Source organism: Nocardia sp. NPDC050408 (genome assembly GCF_044458905.1).
Taxonomy (GTDB): Bacteria; Actinomycetota; Actinomycetes; order Mycobacteriales; family Mycobacteriaceae; genus Nocardia.
In genome coordinates this window covers 207,955-228,124 of the sequence record NZ_JBITIL010000005.1, presented here as the reverse complement: position 1 = coordinate 228,124, position 20,170 = coordinate 207,955, and the positions used below count along the sequence as shown (strand labels likewise).

5 protein-coding genes are annotated in these 20,170 nt (G+C 66.7%); all 5 read right to left on the bottom strand.

Translation table 11 applies throughout. The annotated features are described in order from the left end of the window. Positions 1–8: 8 nt before the first annotated feature. The 5 genes from ACIBJI_RS17520 to ACIBJI_RS17500 all read right to left on the bottom strand — a co-directional run bounded on the left by ACIBJI_RS17520 (position 9) and on the right by ACIBJI_RS17500 (position 19,976). A complete protein-coding gene (locus ACIBJI_RS17520; protein ID WP_397084887.1) occupies positions 9–10,637 on the bottom strand; it encodes an amino acid adenylation domain-containing protein in 10,629 nt (3,542 codons plus the stop codon). Between the two features lie 226 nt (positions 10,638–10,863). Then, a complete protein-coding gene (locus ACIBJI_RS17515) occupies positions 10,864–11,142 on the bottom strand; it encodes a hypothetical protein (RefSeq protein ID WP_364355609.1) in 279 nt (92 codons plus the stop codon). Positions 11,143–11,240: 98 nt separating this feature from the next. Beyond that, entirely contained in the window at positions 11,241–18,896 is a 7,656-nt protein-coding gene (locus ACIBJI_RS17510; protein ID WP_397084884.1) for an amino acid adenylation domain-containing protein, read from the bottom strand. A 266-nt stretch (positions 18,897–19,162) separates the two neighbouring features. Further along, the gene (locus tag ACIBJI_RS17505) at positions 19,163–19,372 is read right to left on the bottom strand and encodes a hypothetical protein (protein WP_397084882.1); all 210 of its coding nucleotides are present in this window, start codon (positions 19,370–19,372) and stop codon (positions 19,163–19,165) included. A 352-nt stretch (positions 19,373–19,724) separates the two neighbouring features. Further along, positions 19,725–19,976: a hypothetical protein gene (locus ACIBJI_RS17500; protein ID WP_397084880.1), complete on the bottom strand. Its 252-nt coding sequence runs from the start codon at positions 19,974–19,976 to the stop codon at positions 19,725–19,727. Positions 19,977–20,170 lie beyond the last annotated feature (194 nt).

The window sequence follows — 20,170 nt, the reverse complement described above, 5'->3', positions numbered from 1 at the left end:
GAATGTGATTATGGTCGCCCCGGATATCGCTGACCGTATTCGGCCAGCCCGCCGAGGGCTCGGATCCAATGTTCGGCGAAGGTCTTGACCTCGTCACCGCCGAATACCTCGGCCGCGTAGTCGAAGCGAACGAGCAGGCCCTCGGCGGTGGCGTCAGCGGTGATATCGAGCAGCAGATCCCCGGCCGGTGCGTCGGTGTGCACGCGCGCCGGGCGCAGATCTCGATAACGCAATCCGCACCGGCCGGTGGGGAGTGCGCTCAGGGCGGCGGCGGTATCCGGATTGAGATAACGCAGCAGGCCGTACCCGACGCCATAGGACGGCACGGCACCGGTGAGCCGTTTGACCTGCTCGATCGCGACACCCGCCGCGTGACCACCGACCAACGCCTCCTGGATGTTCACCCCCGCCAACTGCAGCGGGAGCGGGTAATCGGTGGTGAAGGCGCCGACGAGGGTATCGGCCTCGGCCATCGCCCGGCTATCGGCGTGCAGCCGGACCACCGGGCCGATGGCTTCGGTGACGGTTTCGCCCGCGGAGGTGATCTGGGCGAGCGCGAGGGCGGTGAGCAGGACTTCGTCGACGCTGACACCGTGTGCGGCGGCCGCGGCGACGACGGCGGCGGTGCCCTCGGTGGTGATCGTCAGCGAGACCCGGCGCCGCGAGCGCAGGTTCTTGTTCGTGGCACCTGCCTTGGCGGCGGGAACCACGCTCAGGGTGTGGTGCCACCACGCCATTTCCTCGATTGCCGCCGGGCCGCTCGCACCCTCGGACAGGACTCTCAGCAAGTCGGATAGTCCGGACTCGGGAACGGCGGGCGTGCGGTGTCTGCCGCGCGACCAGGCCAGTGACAGCTTGTCGATGATGGTGCGCCAGGAGGTGTCGTCCACGACGAGGCCATTGGCGACGATGACCATGCTCGTGGGCACCTCGCGGCCGCCGACCAGTACGAAGCGGATATTGCGGCCATGTGCCGGATCGAGTTCGCTGGCGACCGCGCGCACCACATCGTCGACCGGCGGCGGGGTCTGATCGATGCCGTACTCCAGGCCGAGGAAGGCCTCGTCGAGCCGCTGTGCCTCGGCCGGGATCTCGAAGACCGGATCAGTACCCGCACCGTCGCGGTGCAGGCGGACCCACAGCATCGGATGCTGTTCGAGCACCGTATCGACGGCGAATTGCACCGCCTCCGGTGAGTAGTTGGGCGGGATCTCGAGGGTGACGACGCGCAGTTCGACGCCGATATCCAACAGCCGCACGGCATTCGGGGTCAGCGATAGCGGGATGGGCGCGTCGTCGGGTTCGTCCGGGCGGTGCGGGACGGCGAATTCGATCGGGTCGTCGTCGTGGATGACCGCGAACGGGACGCGCTCGGGTTTCTCGGCAATCTCGGGTTCGTCGTCGTCGAGATCCAGTGCCGGGGCCTCGACCGTCGGGGGCAGCTCATCGGGCGCGGCCGTGTCCTCGGTCGGTTCCGGGACATCGATAGGTATCGGGACCAGGACCGATGTCGGGTAGTCGTGGTCGAACGCGGCCGGATCGGCGAGCGGTGCCGCGTACTCGTATCCCTCCGGTACGGCGGCGGGTTCGACCGGCGCGAATGCCTCGGCTTCGGTTGGCTCCGCGGCATCCTCGACCGGCTCCGGCGCTGCGAGCAAGGCGGCCAGGACCGGTCCGATTTCGGCGAAGGCCGCCGGAGACGTCATCAGCTCGTGGGTCGCCTCGACCGGATGCTCGTTGATCGTGCCGTCGACGTACGGCCGCCAGGCCCGGGATTCGGCGGTGTGGCCGGCGGCGCTGAAGAACTCGAGCGTGCCGTGGAAAACCTTGTGCTGATGGTTGATTCCGAGCTCTACCGAGCGCACCGCACCGCGGTAGCTCTGACGCAGTCGGTCCGGGGTCAGCAGCGCCAGTTCCGGCGGGATGTTGGCGTACAGCACCGCGAGCGCCTCTTCGGTGAGGTTGCGGATATTGCTGTCGCCCAGCATGTCCGGGCCGATGCCGAGTTCGGCGAAGGCCGAGCGCAGCTCCGCCCAGAAGTCGGCGATATTGCCGCCGGTGCGACTGTCCAGCATGGCGAGTAGCGCGACTTCGGCACCCGCGGACTGCAATTCAACCGCGACCGCATGGGCCAGCGCACCACCGAGCGACCAGCCGAGCAGCCGATACGGCCCCTCGGGCTGCACCGCGCGGATCTCCTCGACATAGCGCCGAGCCATCGCATCCAGCGAATCCGGCCGGAAGTCGGATTCGGACAGCGCGGGCGATTGCACACCGAAGATCGGGCGGTCGGCGGGCAGATACTGGGCGAGACCGGTGTAGCACCAGGACAATCCGGCCATCGGATGGATACAGAACAGGGCTTCGCCGGTGCCGTACCGGATCGGCAGCAGCACATCGAGTGCGGCCTCGGCGTTCAACCCGTATTCGTGGGCCTCGGTGTCATCGGCCGCCATGATGCGCTGGGTGAGCGCGGTGACGGTCGGATCGGTGAAGAACCACTGCACCTGGACCGCGATACCGGTCAGCTCGCGCAGCCTGTGCACCGCGCGCATGGCGGCCAGCGAACTGCCGCCGAGTGCGAAGAAATCGTCATCGGAGCCGACCCGATCGATGCCCGATCTCCGGAGATCCAGTACCTCGGCGTATACGTCGGCGACGGCCTGTTCCTGCGCGGTCGAGGGCGCGCGGTAGGGGCGCGGGGCGAGCTCGGGTGCGGGCAGCGCGGCGCGATCGAGCTTGCCGACCGGGGTCAGCGGCACCATATCGAGTACCACCACCGCCGAGGGCACCATATGCCGAGGCAGGCTGCGCGCGGCGTATTCGGTGAGCGCACCGGTGTCGATGGTCCGCCCCGCTACCGCAAGCACATAGGCGACGAGAATCTTCTCGTCCGTTGGGGTTTCCCGACCGATCGTGACTGCGAATTCGACATCGTCGTGGCCGCCGAGCACCGCGTCGATCTCACCGAGTTCGATGCGCATACCGCGGATCTTGAGCTGGAAGTCCGTGCGACCGATGTATTCGAGCTCCCACTCCCCCGGTTCGCCGACCCAGCGCACCAGATCACCGGTGCGATACATCCGCGCACCGGGCGGACCCCACGGATCGGCGACGAAGCGTTCCGCGGTCAGCGTCGGACGGTCGTGATAGCCGCGTGCCAGTGCGGTGCCACCGAGATATAGCTCGCCGACGGCACCGGGCGGCACCGGGCGCAGCCGCGAATCCAGCACCACCATCGGCGTTCCCGGCACCGGGCCGCCGATCGTGATGCGCCCTCCGGCGATCATCTCGCTCCAGGACGCGGCCACCGTCGCCTCGGTCGGCCCGTAGCCGTTGATGAAGTGCCGTCCCGGTTGCCATCTGGCGACCAGCTCGGGCGAGGTGGAATCGCCACCGCAGCACAGGTATCGGAATTCGTCCAGACCGGCCGGATCGACCGTGCCGAGGACAGCGGGAGTGAAGATCGCGTGCGTGACCCGCTCGGTGCGCAGCAGCGCCGCCAGATCCGGTCCGCCGAGGATGGTGGACGGCACGATGACCAGCGTCGCGCCGTTGTGGAAGGTGCAGAGCCACTCCAGAATCGACGGATCGAAGCTCGGCGAGCACAGATGCGCGAACCGATGCTGCGGGCCGAGCTGGAATACGGCGCTGGCGTTCTCGACGGCGCCCCCGACGCCGACATGGGTGACGGTGACGCCCTTCGGTGTGCCCGTCGAGCCGGAGGTGTAGATGACGTACGCCGGATGCTGCGGCAACAGTGTCGCCAGCCGCTCGGCATCGGTGATCGGCGCTGGCGACTTACTGGCGACGGCGGCATGGATCGCGGGATCGTCGAGCTGTAGCCAGCTGGTTTCGGTCGACTCGTCGGGCAGCCGCTCGCTGTAGGTGGAAGTGGTGATGCCGAGGACGACACCGGAATCGGTCACCATTTGCCGGATCCGGTCCGTCGGATACGTCGGGTCGATCGGCACATGCGCGCCACCGGCCTTGGCGACCGCCCAGAAGGCCGCGACCATCTCCAGCGAACGCGGGAAGGCTAGTGCGACAAGGCATTCCGGGCCGACACCGCGATCGATCAGCACCCGAGCCAGTCGCGAGGAGTATTCGTCCAGTTCGCGGTAGGAGATCGAGCGACCGGCCGTGCGCACCGCGACATGTTCGGGATCGACGCTGACCGCGCTGGTCAATAGGTCCGGCAGCAGCCGGACGGCGGGCGGCTCACCCCTCCGCACCGGTGTCAGAGCCTGCTCTTCGGCCGCGCCGAGCAGCCGCAGGTCACCGATCGGGGCGTCCGGGCGTGCGACGATCTCGGTGAGCAGCCGGGTGAACCGGGCGGCGAACATCTCGATCGTCTTGTCGTCGAACAGATCACGCGCGAAGTTGAACTCACCGCGCAGGCTTTCCGCGGCGGTACCGGGTGCCCACATGGTCAGCGAGAGATCGAATTTCGCGGTGTCGACGGCGAAATCGAAGGTCTGCGCGCGCAATCCGGGCAATTCGAAGGTGCTGGTCGGCAGGTTCAGATACGACATCGACACCTGGAACAGCGGGTGCCGAGCCGTGGAACGCGGCGGGTTCAGCAGTTCGACCAATCGCTCGAACGGCAGGTCGGCATGTGAAAAGGCTTGCAGGTCAGCGTCTTTGGCGTTGGCGAGCAGGTCACCGAAGGTGCGGTCGTCGGGCACCCGCAGTCGCAGCACCAGCGTATTGACGAACATGCCGATCATGTCGTCGAGTTCGGCCGCGCCACGACCGGCCACCGGGGTGCCGATGGCGATATCGTCGGTGCCGGACATGCGCGCCAGGAATACCGACAGCGCGGCGTGCACCACCATGAACATGGTGGCGTTGTGTCGGCGAGCCAACCGCACGAGACCGGCGTGCACCAGCGGATCGATCTCGAATTCGTGGCGCCCGCCGGTGAAGGTCCGCAGCGCCGGGCGCGGCCGATCCGCAGGTAGATTCAGTCCATCGGGCAGATCCGCCAGTGCGGTCCGCCAGTATTGGGCCTGTGCCGAGATCAAGCTCTCCGGATCATCCTCTGAGCCGAGCACCATACGTTGCCAGACACTGAAATCCGCGTACTGTACCGGCAGCGGCGACCATGAGGGAGGTTCACCCGCGCTGCGGGCGGAGTAGGCCAGCATGACATCGCGGACCAGCGGCGACATCGACCAGCCGTCGGCGCCGATGTGATGGGCGACGAATACCAGGATGTGATCACCGGTATCGAGCCGGAACAGGGTCGCGCGGAAGGGCACCTCGACCGTGACATCGAAGCCCGCCGCGACGATCTCCTGCACCTGCCGCACCGCATCCGATTCCGCGATCGGAATAGGGACCAGATCGATCGGCGCCTCGTTGGGTGCGAGCACCTCTTGCACCGGCCCATCCGCGGTCAGCGGGTAGACGGTGCGCAGCACCTCGTGCCGCGCAACCATATCCTCGACCGCCGAACCCAGTGCGGCGATATCGAGTTCGCCGGACAGCCGGACCGCCACCGGGATGTGATAGGCCGCCGAGCCGGTATCGAACTGGTTGATGAACCACATCCGCAACTGCGCCAGCGACAGCGGGACCTGCTCCGGCCGCAGCCCGGCCAGTAGCGGCTGTCGCCGACCGGAACCGGCATGGGTCTCGACCTTGGCGGCGAGTCCGGCCACGATGGGTGTCTCGAAGATCGCGCGCACCAGCACCTTGGTATCCAGCGCGTCGCCCACCCGGGCCGCCACCTGCGTGGCCAGCAGCGAATTGCCGCCCATGGCGAAGAAATCGTCATCGCGCCCGACACGCTCGACACCGAGCACCTCGCCGTAGACACCGGCCACGATCTCCTCGACCGGGGTGGCAGGGGCGCGGAAGACTTGGGTCTCGAACTCCGGATCGGGCAGCGCGGCACGATCCAGCTTGCCATTCGCATTGCGCGGCAAGGACGTCAGCGTTACGAACGCATTGGGCATCATGTACGACGGCAGCACCGCGGCCAGCGCGGCCTTCAGTTCGGCGGCCTCGACCGAGCTCGCCTCGTCGGCCGGTACGACATAGGCCACCAGCCAATCACCGATCCGTGCATCGGATTTGACGAGCACCGCGGCCTGCGCGATCTCGGGCCGGGCGAGCAGCGCGATCTCGATCTCGCCGAGTTCGATGCGGAAACCGCGGATCTTCACCTGGAAGTCGGTGCGGCCGTGGTACTCCAGTTCGCCCTGCTCATTCCAGGACACCAGGTCGCCGGTCCGGTACATCCGGGCACCGGATTCGAACGGGTTGGCCACGAACCGTTCCGCGGTCAGATCGGTCCGTCCGAAGTAGCCGCGCGCCAATTGGGCACCAGCCAGATACAACTCGCCGGATACGCCGACCGGCACCGGCCGCAGACGCGAATCCAGGACGTAGACATGGCTGTTCCACTGCGGCCTACCGATCGGCACGGTAACCGTGTCGGCGTCGGTCACCCGATGGTTGGTGATGGAGACCGCGGCCTCGGTCGGGCCGTACAGGTTGAACAGGTCCGCGCCATTGTCCTGACGGAATCGCTGTGCGGTGGCGGCCGGTAGCGTCTCACCGATGGCCAGCACCCGGCGCAGTGATCGGGACAGGTGACCCGTCGACAGCGCGTCCAGCATCGAGGGCACGACATGCAGGGTCGTCACCGACTCGCGAGCCATCAGTTCGTTCAGATAGGCCGGATCCCGATGACCATCCGGAGCGGCGATGACCACCGTGCCACCGCATACCGCCGCCGTCCAGAACTCCCAGACCGAAAGGTCGAAGGTGGCCACCGTCTTGAGCAGCACCACCTCGTCGGCTCCGAGACCGAATTCGGCTGTCTCCCAGAGCAGTTGGTTGACGATCGCGCCGTGCGCCACCGCCACGCCCTTCGGCTGCCCGGTCGAACCCGACGTATAGACCACGTACGCGGTATTGCTCGGCAGCAGCGCACCGCGGCGTTCATGCGCGGCGAGCGGCGCGTCCGAGTAGTGCAACAGGTCGAGCTCATCGATCGTGACGGAATCGACGACATCGGTATGGAAGCCGTCGTGTACGGAGCTCAACAGGCAGACCGGTCCCGCGGTCCGCAGGATGTACTCGATGCGTTCGGCGGGTTGATCCGGATCGATGGGCACATACGCCGCACCGGACTTCGCCACGGCGTACATCGCGACGATCAGATCGACGCAACGGCGGATGCCCAATGCCACCCGGTCCTCCGGGCGCACGCCGCGTTCGATCAGATACCGCGCCAACCGGTTCACCCGGGCATCGAGTTCGCCGTAGCTGAGCTTGCGTCCCGGCTGATCGGATACCACCGCCACCGCATCCGGGTCGGCGGCCACGGTCGCATCCAGAAGTGACACCAGGGTCGCCGTCGTATCGATCGGGTGTGCGGTGGCATTCCAACTCGCGAGAATCCGCGCACTCTCGTCACCGGCGAGCAGTTCGATCTCGCCGACCCGCACCGACACATCGGCGAGTACGGCATCGAGTACCCGGACGAACCGGTCGGCGAAGCCGCGCACTGTCGTCTCGTCGAACAGGTCGCTGGCATAACCGAAGTCGGCCACCATCCCGGCGGGCGCGCCGTCGTCGGTGTAGCGGTCGGTCAGTGAGATGTGCAGATCCGTCTTGGCCAGCTGCAAATCGAAATCGACCGGCGCGACGGAAAGTCCGGGCAGCTCCAGGGTAGTTTCGGCCAGGTTCTGGAAGGAAAGACCCACCTGGAACAGCGGATTGCGGGCGATCGAGCGAACCGGATTCAGCGCCTCGACGATTCGCTCGAAGGGCACATCGGCATTGGCGAAGGCCTCGAGATCGCGCTCGCGCACATCGGCGAGCAGAGCGGCGAAGCTATCACCGGGACGCACCCGCGTCCGGAACACCAGCGTGTTGACGAACATGCCGATCAGGTCATCGAGTTCGCGCTCACCACGACCCGCGATTGGCGTGCCGACCGCGATGTCGTCGGTGCCCGACAGACGTGCCAGCAGCACCGCGAGCGCCGCATGCACGACCATGAACAGCGAGGCGTGGTTGGCCCGCGCCAGCGCATGCAGTCGCGCGTGCCGGTCCGCCGAGATCGCGAACCGCACCGACCTGCCCTGGAACGACTGGGCCGGCGGGCGCGGGCGGTCGGTCGGCAGCTCCAACTGGTCCGGCAACTGCGCCAAGGTTCGCCGCCAGTAGGCGATCTGCTGGGCGGCGGGCGATTGCGGATCGTCCTCGTCACCTAGCGCCTCGCGCTCCCACAGCGCGTAGTCGGCGTACTGCACCGGCAGCGGCTGCCACAGCGGCGCCTGCCCGTGCATCCGCGCGGCATAGGCGACCATCAGATCGCGGGCGAGCGGACCCATCGATGCGCCGTCGGCCGCGACATGATGCACGGTCAAGGCGATCACATGCTCGCGCGGCGCCAGGCGGAACAGTGCGACCGCGATCGGAACCTCGACGGTCACATCGAAGGTCAGCACGGCGAAGTCGATGAGCCGGCGCACCAGTTCGTCCTCGGCCACATCGACCGGCACCATGGCGAACCGCGTATCCGGCACCGGATGGATCACCTGATGCGGCCGCCCACCGATGCTCGGATAGGTGGTCCGCAGTACTTCGTGCCGGGACAGCACATCGCCGATGGCCAGCCCGAGCGCCGCCGCATCCAGCTCACCGGTGAGCCGCACGGCGAGCGGAATATTGTCCACCGCCGAGGTCTCGGTATCGAACTGGTTGAGGAACCAATACCGCTGCTGCGCCAGCGACAGCGGAATCAACTCGGGCCGCTCCCCCGCGACCAGCCGCGGTCGACTCCGGCCGGATCCGGCGGTCCGCTCGACGACGGCGGTGAAGGCGCCGACCGTCGAGGCATGGAACAGATCGCGGACCGCCAACTGCGTGTCCAGCGCGGCATCCAGCCGGGCGGTGACCTGGGTGGCCAGCAGCGAATTGCCGCCGAGCTCGAAGAAGTCGTCGTCCAGGCCGACGCGCGCGACACCGAGCACATCGCCGAAGGTGCCCGCGACGATCTCCTCGACCGGTGTCGTGGGTGCGCGGAATACCTTCGCCTCGAATACCGGCGCGGGCAGCGCCCTGCGGTCCAGTTTGCCCATGGGCGTCAGCGGCACCTGGTCGAGCACCGTGATGGACGCGGGCACCATATGTGCGGGCAATTTTCGCTCTACCAGGGCCTTCAGCTCCGCCATATCGACGTTCCGCCCGTCGACGGGGTGCACATACGAGGCCAATACGGTGGTACCGCTATCGAGTTCGTGCCCGACGGTCACCGCGAAATCCACACGATCGTATGCACCCAGTACCGCGTCGATTTCGGTGAGCTCGATGCGGAAGCCGCGGATCTTCACCTGGGAGTCGTTGCGGCCGAGGTACTCCAGTTCACCGGTCGCGGTCCAGCGCACCAGATCGCCGGTGCGGTAGAGGCGGGTGCCCGGTTCGAACGGGTTGGCCACGAATCGGGTCGCGGTGAGCGCCTGTTGGCCCAGGTAACCGCGCGCCAGTTGCGCACCGGCGACATATAGTTCGCCGACCACCCGGTTCGGCACCGGCACCAGCCGATCATTGAGCACATAGGCGGCGATGCCGTGGATCGGCGGACCGAGGGTCACCGGCTCCCACGGCACCATCGGCGCGGTGATATTGGTGGCGATGGTGGCCTCGGTGGGACCGTAGGCATCGAAGAATTCGCGCAGCAGCCCGCCCGCGATCGGTAGTACCCAGCGCCGCACCAACTGCGGCGGACAGGCCTCACCACCGGTCACCACGACCCGCAGTTCGTCGAGTCCGTCGGGCTCCACCGAGGCCAGAGCCGCAGGCGTCACGAAGGCGTGGGTCACCCGCTCGCGCCGCAGCACCGCGGCCAGTTCCGCGCCGCCGTAGACAGTCGGCGAGACGACCACCATGGTGGCCGCACCGCCCAACGCCAGCAGCAGTTCCAGCACCGACGCGTCGAAGGACGGGGAGGCGAAATGCAGTGTCCGGGCCGAACTCGTCACCCGGTATCGGGTCCGCTGCTCATCGCAGAAGCCGGATAATCCCTGGTGGGTGACCACGACGCCCTTGGGGACGCCGGTCGAGCCGGAGGTATAGATGACGTAGGCCGGATGTGCCCCGTGCAGTGGTCGCACCCGATCTTGATTGGTCACCCGGTCCACCGGATACCGCTGCAGCAGTTGCGCGGTGATGGGGTCGTCGAGGACCAGCCATTCGGCGAAATCGGGCAGGCCGCGGCGAACCGCGCCGACGGTCAGGCCGAAGCTCACAGCCGAGTCGGTCAGCATGTGCGCGACCCGATCCGCCGGATAGTGCGGGTCTACCGGCACGAATCCGGCGCCGGTCTTGGCCACCGCCCACACCGCGAGTACCGAATCCACCGATCGCGGAACGGCCACCGCGACCAGATCCTCCGGCCCCACACCACGATCGATGAGCAGCCGGGCCAGCCGGGTCGAACGCTCATCCAACTCGGCATAGCTGAGCCCACCGGAAGTGGTATCGACATCTGCGAATACGACGGCGAGGCCGCCGGGATTCGCCTCGACGGCGGCCGCCATCAACTGCGGCAGGGTGATGACGCGCGTCCGCTGTGTCCGTGTCCGAGCCGGCCGCACCCGAGCCTGGCGCGTCACTGGCTCACCGCTTGCGACTGCTCGCAGGTCGCTCGAAACAACGCAGCTTCCTCATGCCGACGTTGTGCAACCACCCGAAACATGAAGGAGCTCACCTACCCTGTAATCCCTAAAAAGTGCTCCCCTCCCAGCGCTTGCTCAGAAGCATCGCATGGTCAGACCCCGATCGTAACCGCAATGGCCGCTTGTTCCCGCCGACGATCCACCTGCGTTCCCCGGCCGATCGCTACCGCTCAGGGGTTTCGAGCAGCTCAGCGAGCCGGGGACCGATCTCGGTCAACGCTTCAGCAGAGGTCATCAACTCGTGCGTCGACCCGATCGGGCGATCGATGATCTCATCGGAGACGAAAGGCTGCCAGTCGGCGGGGGTGCGATCGCCTCTGGCCTGGGCATCTACCGTGGCGCTGAAGAACTCGAGTGTCCCCTCGAATACCCCTGGCCGGTATTGCGACTGCAGCTCAACCGTGCGCACCCGATCCTGTCCCACCGACCGGTATCCCGGCATAGGAACTTTCCTCCCCTCGCTCATCGCCACTACCCGGACCGGTTGCTACCGGCAACGACCCGTGCGAGCACCTGCCGCCGAATCTTCCGGGTGGAAGATCAACCCAGGTCCGGGACGCCCAATAGCGCACCGAGGTCGACTACAACCGGGACGGCCCCGAATTCCGGCGCGGGCGCGCCATCATCGAGCACCACCGCGTGCAGATCCTCCAGCCCCGTCACCTCGACCGGCCCGAGCCCGGCCCGATCGATGAACAGATGCGTCACCCATTCGTCGGCCAATAGTGCCGAAAGCGTTACGTTGTCCAGGTTACCGGCGGTCACCACAACCGACGCGCCGTTCTCACCGGCCGCGACCACTTCCAGCAGCGCCGCCGCCGAATCCGCGCGGCCGTGCCGGAACAGCCTGGACTCGAAGGTCAGCTCAGTGCGGGCTCGCAGCCGTTTGGTCGCGACGGAAATGTCGTTGTAGGACAAGGTAACTCCGGCGACGAAGGCCGGATCCTCACCGCGCAGCGCCTGGGTCCGGTTAGCGTAGGTCACCGGTCGCGGCGATTCGGCGGCTATCTCGGCGAGCACGTCCGGATCGTCCAGAACCAGCCAGTCGACACTGCTATCGGCGGGCCATGCACCGGCGGTAAGTCCGACCTTGACCTCGAGACCAACCGGTAGCGGACCGTTCAGGCCGGTCACCGGGGTCAATGCGGCACCGGCCTTGAGCACCGCCCAGGTGGCGACCACCGCGTCCACCCCGCGATCCAGCCGGATCACGACCCCGGTGCGCGGACCGCAGCCGCGGCCGATCAACACCCGCGCCAGTCGCGAGGACCGCGCGTCGAGATCCTGGAAGGACACCGCGTCCTCGCCGAAGACCACCGCGGGCCCGTCCGGATCCTCCTCCACCGCGGCGGCCAGCGCCTGAGTCAGGGCCGCACCGCTGGTGAGCGGTACGCCGTCGGCGGCGGGCTCCAGCACGGTTTCCGGCGCGGCCAACGCGCGATCGCGTTCGGCGGCATCGAGGATATCGATATCGCCCACGCTGACCTGCGGGTCCGCGACGACGGCGGCGCAGATCCGGGTCAGCCTGCGACCGAATGCCTGCACCGTCGATGCGTCGAAAAGGTCTGTGGCGTAATTGAATACCGTGACCAGCTCGCCGGGTGCGCCGTCCGCTCCGTGCCGTGGCTCGACGGTCAGCTGCAGATCGAACTTCGCCGCGACCGCACCGGTATCCAGTGCCGCGACCGTCAGACCTGGCAACTCCAGCTTCGGCGGCTCGAGATTGTCGAAGGACAGCACCACCTGGAACAGTGGGTTGTGCGAGGTCGCGCGGTTCGGCAACACCGCCTCGACCACCCGCTCGAACGGAATATCGGCATTGCCGAAGGCCGAGAGGTCGGTCTCGCGAACATGTTCGACGAGCGCGTCGAAGGTGGTTGCCGATTCCGTCGTGGTGCGCAGCGCCAAGGTGTTGACGAACATGCCGACCAGATCGTCGAGCGCGCGCTCACCGCGGCCCGCGATGGGAGTGCCGATCGTGATATCGGAACTGCCCGACAGCCGCGCCAGCAGCACCGCGAGCACAGCGTGCACCACCATGAACAGCGACGAATTGTGCTCCCGGGCAATGCGAATCAGTCCAGCGTGCACCTCGGGCGAAAGCGTGAAGGCCGTCGACGCACCGCGCATGGACGGCACGGCCGGCCGCGGCCGATCCAGCGGCAGCTCGAGCGCACCGGACAGTCCGGCCAATTGCTCGCGCCAGTAGGCCAATTGCTGTGCGGCTACGGAGTTCTCGTTGTCATCGGTGCCGATGACCTCGCGCTGCCAGATCGCGAAGTCGGCGTACTGCACCTCGAGCGGTGTCCAGGTCGGGACATCACCGGCACAGCGCGCGGCATAGGCGAGCATCAGGTCACGGGCCAGCGGTGCCATCGAGGCGCCGTCGGCCGAAATGTGGTGCACCACCATAGCGAGCAGATGACGCTCCGGGGTCCCACGCAGCAGCACGCCGCGCACCGGAACCTCTCGGGTCACATCGAATCCGGTCGACATCAGCTCGGTGATGCGGACGATCGGATCGCGGCTCGACTCGACCGCGAGCCCGCCCGGCCAGGCCTCGGCGACCGGCAGGATCTCCTGGTACGGCAGCCCGCCCGGTCCCGTCGACGGGTAGCGGGTGCGCAGCGCCTCGTGCCGTTCGAGCACATCGGCGATGGCATCGCGCAACGCTTGCACATCGAGTGCACCGGTCAGGCCGATGCCGAGCGGGATGTTGTAGGCCGCCGAGCGGGTATCGAACTGATTGAGCACCCACATGCGCTGCTGCGCCAGCGATAGCGGCACTCGTTCCGGACGCGCCGTCACAACCAGCGGGGTACGGGTTCCGGTCGAGGAGCCGGGCACGATTCGTGCGGCCAGTGCCGAAACGGTCGATGCCTCGAACAGTTCGCGCACCGAGACATTCGCGTCCAACGCTTCGTTGATTCTGCTGACCGCCCTGGTAGCCAGCAGTGAGTTACCGCCGAGGACGAAGAAATCGTCGTCCAGGCCGACATCGCGCACACCGAGCAGTCCGGCGAATACCCCGGCGACGGCCTGCTCGATCGGGGTCTGCGGGGCGCGGTAGATGGCGCTGCTGACGAATTCCGGTGCGGGCAGCGCCTTTCGGTCGAGCTTGCCGTTCAGGGTCAACGGCAATGTGTCCAGTACGACGATCGCGTCCGGAACCATATAGCTGGTGAGGAATTCGGCGATCGTGCTGCGCAACTCCGCGCCCTGCACCTGCGAATCCACCTCGGCCACAACATATCCGACCAGGCGATCACCCGCGTGTTCGTCGGAACGCACAAGCACCACAGCCTGGCTGACCGAGGGCTGGGCAAGCAGCGCCGATTCGATCTCACCGAGTTCGATGCGGAAGCCGCGCAGTTGCACCTGCTGGTCCGTGCGCCCGGCGTATTCGAGATTCGCGTGGCCCGCGAAACCAGCCCAGCGACCGAGGTCGCCGGTGCGGTACATGCGAGATCCCGCCGCCCCGAACGGATTCGCCACGAAACGGGTCGCGGCCAGACCGGGCCGACCGAGGTAGCCACGAGATAACTGCGCACCGCTGACATGGATTTCGCCCGCCACCCCGACCGGAGCCGGATGCAGCCGATCATCGAGCACATAGCTCTCCAGCCCGGGCAGTGCACGACCGATGGCACTGGCCGGATTCTCGGCGAGCTGCTCATCCAGCGCCAGGAACGACACGTGCACCGTGGTTTCGGTGATGCCGTACATATTGACCAGCCACGGCGCATCGAAGGGGTGCCGCTCGTACCAGCGCCGCAGCTGACGCAGGTCCAGTGCCTCACCACCGAATACGACATAGCGCAGCGCGAATTTGCCCTGGTCTCCGGCATGCGAGGCCCGGTCGGCCTCGGCGAGCTGGTAGAACGCGGACGGCGTCTGGTTCAGCACGGTGACCTGTTCGCGAATCAGCAAGTCGCGGAACTGTTCCGGGGAACGGGAGGTCAGGTAGTCGACCACTACCACGGTGCCGCCATTGGCGAGCGCGCACCACAGTTCCCACACCGAGAAGTCGAAGGCGAAGGAGTGGAACAGCGTCCACACATCGGTGTCGTCGAACTCGAACATCAACTGGGTGTTGGCGAACAGCTCGACCACATTGCGATGTGAAACGCCGACGCCCTTCGGAACACCCGTGGAGCCCGACGTGTAAATGACGTAGGCCAGGTTGTCCGGACGCAGCCGGGACGTGCGCTCGATATCGGTGATCGACGATTCGCCGAAGCCCGCGGTTTCGTCGAGCAGCACCACCGGAACGTCTGTCGCCGGAATGTCGCCCAGCAGATCCGATGTGGTCAGCACACAGGTCGGCTGCGCGTCGGTGAGCATGAACTCGAGTCGCTGCGCCGGATACGTGATGTCGATCGGAAGATATCCAGCACCGGCGGTGAGCACACCGAGCAGCGCGACGGGCAGCTGCTCGGACCGCTCGACAGCAACGGCAACCAGCGCTTCCGGTCCCGCGCCACGCGCCATCAGCGCCCGCGCCACCCGGTTCGCGCGCCGCTGCAATTCACCGAAACTCAGTGCGGTATCACCGAATCGGACCGCGATCGCATCCGGGCGGCGGTGCGCCTGTGCCAGGATGAGGTCGACCAGCGTCACATCCGGCACCATCGCGCCAGCCGAATTCCATTCGTGCAGAACCAGATCGCGCTCGCCGGGCGCGAGCAGATCGATATCGCCGAGCACCGCATCGGAATCGGCGGCCACCGCGGACAGCACCCGCAGGAAGCGATCGGCGAAGTCCTGCACGGTGGCGGCGTCGAACAAGTCGGTGGCGTAGGTGAATGTCGCCGACATGCCTTGCGCCGCAGTGTCCGATTCGCGGCGCTCCCGGTGCCCTCCGTGGATACGCTCCGCTACCGCCTCCGGGCCCGACGCTCGCGCCGCAGTGTCCGATTCGCGGCGCTCCCGGTGCCCTCCGTGGATACGCTCCGCTACCGCCTCCGGGCCCGACGCTCGCGCCGCAGTGTCTAATTCGCGGCCCTCCCGGTGCCCTCCGTGGATACGCTCCGCTACCGCCTCCGGGCCCGACGCTCGCGCCGCAGTGTCTAATTCGCGGCGCTCCCGGTGCCCTCCGTGGATACGCTCCGCTACCGCCTCCGGGCCCGACGCTCGCGCCGCAGGGTTCTCCGCGATCTCGAGCTGCAGATCGAACTTGGCCAGCGCCACCCCGTGTTCCACACCCGCGACCGTCAGGCCGGGCAACTCCAGTTCGGTGCGCGCCAGGTTCTGGAAGACCAGCATCACCTGGAACAGCGGATGCCGCGCGGTCGAGCGCACCGGATCGAGCAGTTCGACCAACCGCTCGAACGGCACGTCGGCGTGTCCGAAGGCCGCGACATCGACCTTGCGCACCGCACGCAGCAGATCGTCGAAGGTCATGGCGGGATCGATCTCGGTGCGCAACACCAGGGTGTTGACGAACATGCCGATCAGATCGTCCAGTGCCGCCTCACCGCGACCGGCGACCGGGGTGCCGATCGCGATGTCGCGGGTGCCCGACAGCCGGGCGAGCAGTACCGCGAGCGCGGCGTGCACGACCATGAACAGCGTCGAATTATGTTCGTGCGCGAGTCGATCGAGTCGGGCGTGAATGTCGGCATCGATGTCGAAGGCGACGACGGCACCATTGTTGGATGACGTGGCGGGGCGCGGCCGATCCGCGGGCAGATCCAATTGTTCCGGCAGCGCGGCCAATTCGTTGCGCCAGAACTCGATCTGCTGCGCGAAGACCGATTCCGGATCGTATTCGCTGCCGAGGGTTTCGCGCTGCCAGAGGGCGTAGTCGGCGTATTGCACCGCCAGCGGCGGCCATTCGGGCCGCCCGCCGCGCACGTGATCGGAGTACGCCGCCATCAGATCGCGGGCCAGCGGGCCGAGCGAGAAACCGTCCCCTGCGATGTGGTGCACCACGCACACCAGCACATACTCGGATTCGCCGAGCTGGAACAGCCGCAGGCGCACCGGCGGCGCGGCCGTCACATCGAATCCGCCCAGCACCTCGATACTGATCAGATCCGAAAGTTCTTGTGTCACAGCGGTGGTCACCGGAAGGTCGGGTACTGCGCGCGCATCGGTGATCGGCAGGACGACCTGGAAGCCCTCACCATCGATGTCCGGATAGATAGTGCGCAGCACCTCGTGCCGCTCGATCAGATCGCGGGCCGCCGCGCGCAATGCGTCGACATCCAGTCGCCCGGACAGTCGCACCGCCAGCGGAATGTTATTGACCGCGCTGGCCGTATCGAAACGGTTCAGGAACCACATCCGCTGCTGCGCATACGATAGCGGAATCCGGTCGGGCCGGGTCTGAGCGGTCAGCGCCCGTCCGACGGCCGAACCCGCGTGCTGCTCGACACGTTGGGCCAGTAGCGAAACCTTCGAGGCCTCGAAGATCAGCTGCACCGGCACCCGGAGACCGAGTGCGAAACCGATGCGCGCGGCGGCTTGGGTGGCCAGCAACGAATTGCCGCCGAGTTCGAAGAAGTCGTCATCGACACCGACGCGTGCGTCCGTATCGGGACCGAGCAGCAATGCCGCGAATACATCGGCGATGATCTCCTCGACCGGCGTTGCCGGAGCGCGGAACTGACGTGCCGCGAAGACCGGATCGGGCAGGGCCGCCCGGTCCAGCTTGCCGACCGGGGTCAGCGGAATCTCGCCCAACACCATGATGGCGGCCGGAATCATGTAGTCCGGCAACGATTCCCCGATATGCGCGGCAAGCTGACCGGTATCGAGGGTGGCACCCTGGCGCGGCATTACATACGCGACGAGGGCGGTCGTACCCGAGGGCAGCGTCTTGCCGAGCGTGGCCGCGAAGTCGACATCCGGATGTGTAGTGAGCGCGCTATCGATCTCGCCGAGTTCGATGCGCAGACCACGGATCTTGACCTGGAAATCAGATCGGCCGAAGTACTCCATCAGGCCGGTTTCGTTGCGCCGCACCAGATCTCCGGTGCGATAGAGGCGCGCACCCGGATTATCGACCTCCGCGCCGAACGGGCTGGCCACGAAGCGTTCTGCGGTCAGCGCCGGTCGACCGAGGTAGCCCTGTGCGAGTACCGCACCCGAGACGTAGAGCTCACCGACGACACCCGCGGGCACCGGCCGCAACCGCGCATCGAGAATGAAGGCGCCCACGCCCGCGATGGCCGAGCCAATGGTGACGGGCTCTCCGGCCGCGATGGCCTCGGTGGTGGTGACCATGACGGTCGCCTCGCTCGGCCCGTACGCATTGAATACCGAGCGGCCGTTATCCGCCCAGCGCGCCACCAACTCCGCGGGCAGTCGGTCCCCGCCCGCGACCACGACCTGCACGTCATCGAGATCGGCCGGATCCAGCGATTCCAGCGCACCCGGGGTGATCAGCAGATGGGTAACCTGCTCCCGGCGCAGCAGATCCGCGAGTTCGACACCGCCGAATACCGTCGGCGGCGCGATGACCAGCGTCGCGCCCACCGAGAAGGTGAACAGCGTCTCCATCATCGAGAAGTCGAAACTGGGCGAGCTGAGATGTGAGACGCAGGAATCCGCGTCGATCAGATAGTGCTCGCCGATTGCCGCCAATCCCGCCAGACCCGTGTGGGTGACCGCCACCCCCTTCGGCTTACCACTGGAACCGGAGGTGTAGATGACGTAGGCCGGATGGTTTTCGTTGACAGCCCGCACCCGATCGGCATAGGAGACCGGGTGATCGGGCCGGGCGGCGATGCGCTCGGAAACCACCGGGTCATCCAATTCGATCCAATAGGCCGAGGTGCCGAGCTTGGCGCGATGCGCCGAGGTGGTCAAACCGTGTGCGGCACCCGAATCGGTGACGATGTGCTGGATCCGCTCCGCCGGATAGTTCGGATCGACCGGCACATAGGCCGCACCCGTCTTCGCGATTGCCCACAGCGCGACCATCGATTCGACCGAACGGGTAATGCCCATCGCCACGTAATCGCCCGCGCCGATGCCGCGGTCGATCAGCTCGCGCGCGACCCTGGACGAGCGGGCATCGAGTTCGCGATAAGTGAGTTCACGCTGGTCCGCGGGATCACCGGTCGGATTGAAACGCAGTGCGATCGAGGTGGCCGCGGACTCCACCGCGGCCGTGAGCAGCTGAGCGAACAGCGGGCTGCCCGACCTACGTCGGCGACTACCTCGGGCGGAACGACGAGCAGTTTCCATTCGGGTGTAATCACCTCTCGGGTCGAGCTAAGACCTGCCCCCGACCCCGTCAAAGGCGTCGTGCACCTGGGGCCAAACCAGTCCGAGTCATCATATAAGTCTTGCAACATGCACTGATACGCCTGCGCCTCAGACGGTGCAGACGTGACAGCTATGTATCGGTCTCAGACGGTAGATGTTGCGACGCCCCACGCCCAGTGAACTACGTCACATAGCAGATGTGCATCGCCAGCGCGGATTCCCCATTGAAGAAACCCACCCGCACCTCATTCGTCGAGCCACCGCTCGATCTGGTCGAGGTCCGCGGCCGAATAGGTAGTCGCGCCGTCTTCGGCGTCGAGAAGCATCCAGTCGTAGGGCACCGTGGAAGCGCGTTCGAGCCGATACCCCGCCCGTCCCGCTCGGGCCGTGAGTTGCCGAATCCGCACCGCCGTGGGTTCGGTCGGCACCAACCGAAGCCGCCTGTCATCGTCCACTAGGCGAACCGTCCTCGTGAATTTCTCGGAGGCGGAGTGAATTCCGCCCAGTACTCATGCCGAATCGCATCCCACAACCGAGACAGCTCCGGAAATTGCTCTCGCATCTGCGCCAAGTCCGGTGCCGCAGCCGCCGTGCACGAAACCAACGGTTCCTCGGCCCCATTGCGTCCCAGCATCATTCGAATGTCGTGGTGGTCTATCCGCCACTCGGCCAGCCAGCCGTCTACCTCGGTGCGACGCGCGCCCACGCCTCCCCCTGCCCGTGCGGATCGCCTGCCAGGGACTCGAGCCTCTCCAGCACCTCACGCAATGTCCGCACCGACTGGCCGCCGGACGGTAGCGCGTCGACCTAGGACGCTCTCGGGAAATCGATCCCTCTGGCGGCGGCGCGTTCACGCGGGCTCATCGACTGCGGAACCAGCCGTCCGGCGAGAACGAGCGTCTGATACGCCGCCGATTTCCACACGCACCGGTTGATTCGGCACGCGCGATGCCGTTGCCACAGCCCATGCGCCAGCATCACATCCGCCGCATCGCACAGCGGTGGCACGGCGACGAGTACGGGCCGCAATTGCTTCGCCTCCTTCCGTCTCGCGCGCATCAGTTCGCACGCCACGCACGTTTTTGCCCACGATTTCGTGCCTGGCGTGAAAACACCTGCGCGGCAGAGGGTTCAGCGCATCAGGGACTTCCGGTCATGAGTCGGATGCGGATTTCCACCACAGCTCGGTCAGCAATTGCCGATTTCGGCGAGTCCAGCAGCGGCCGTCATCTGCCAGTGACTGGCCGATACTC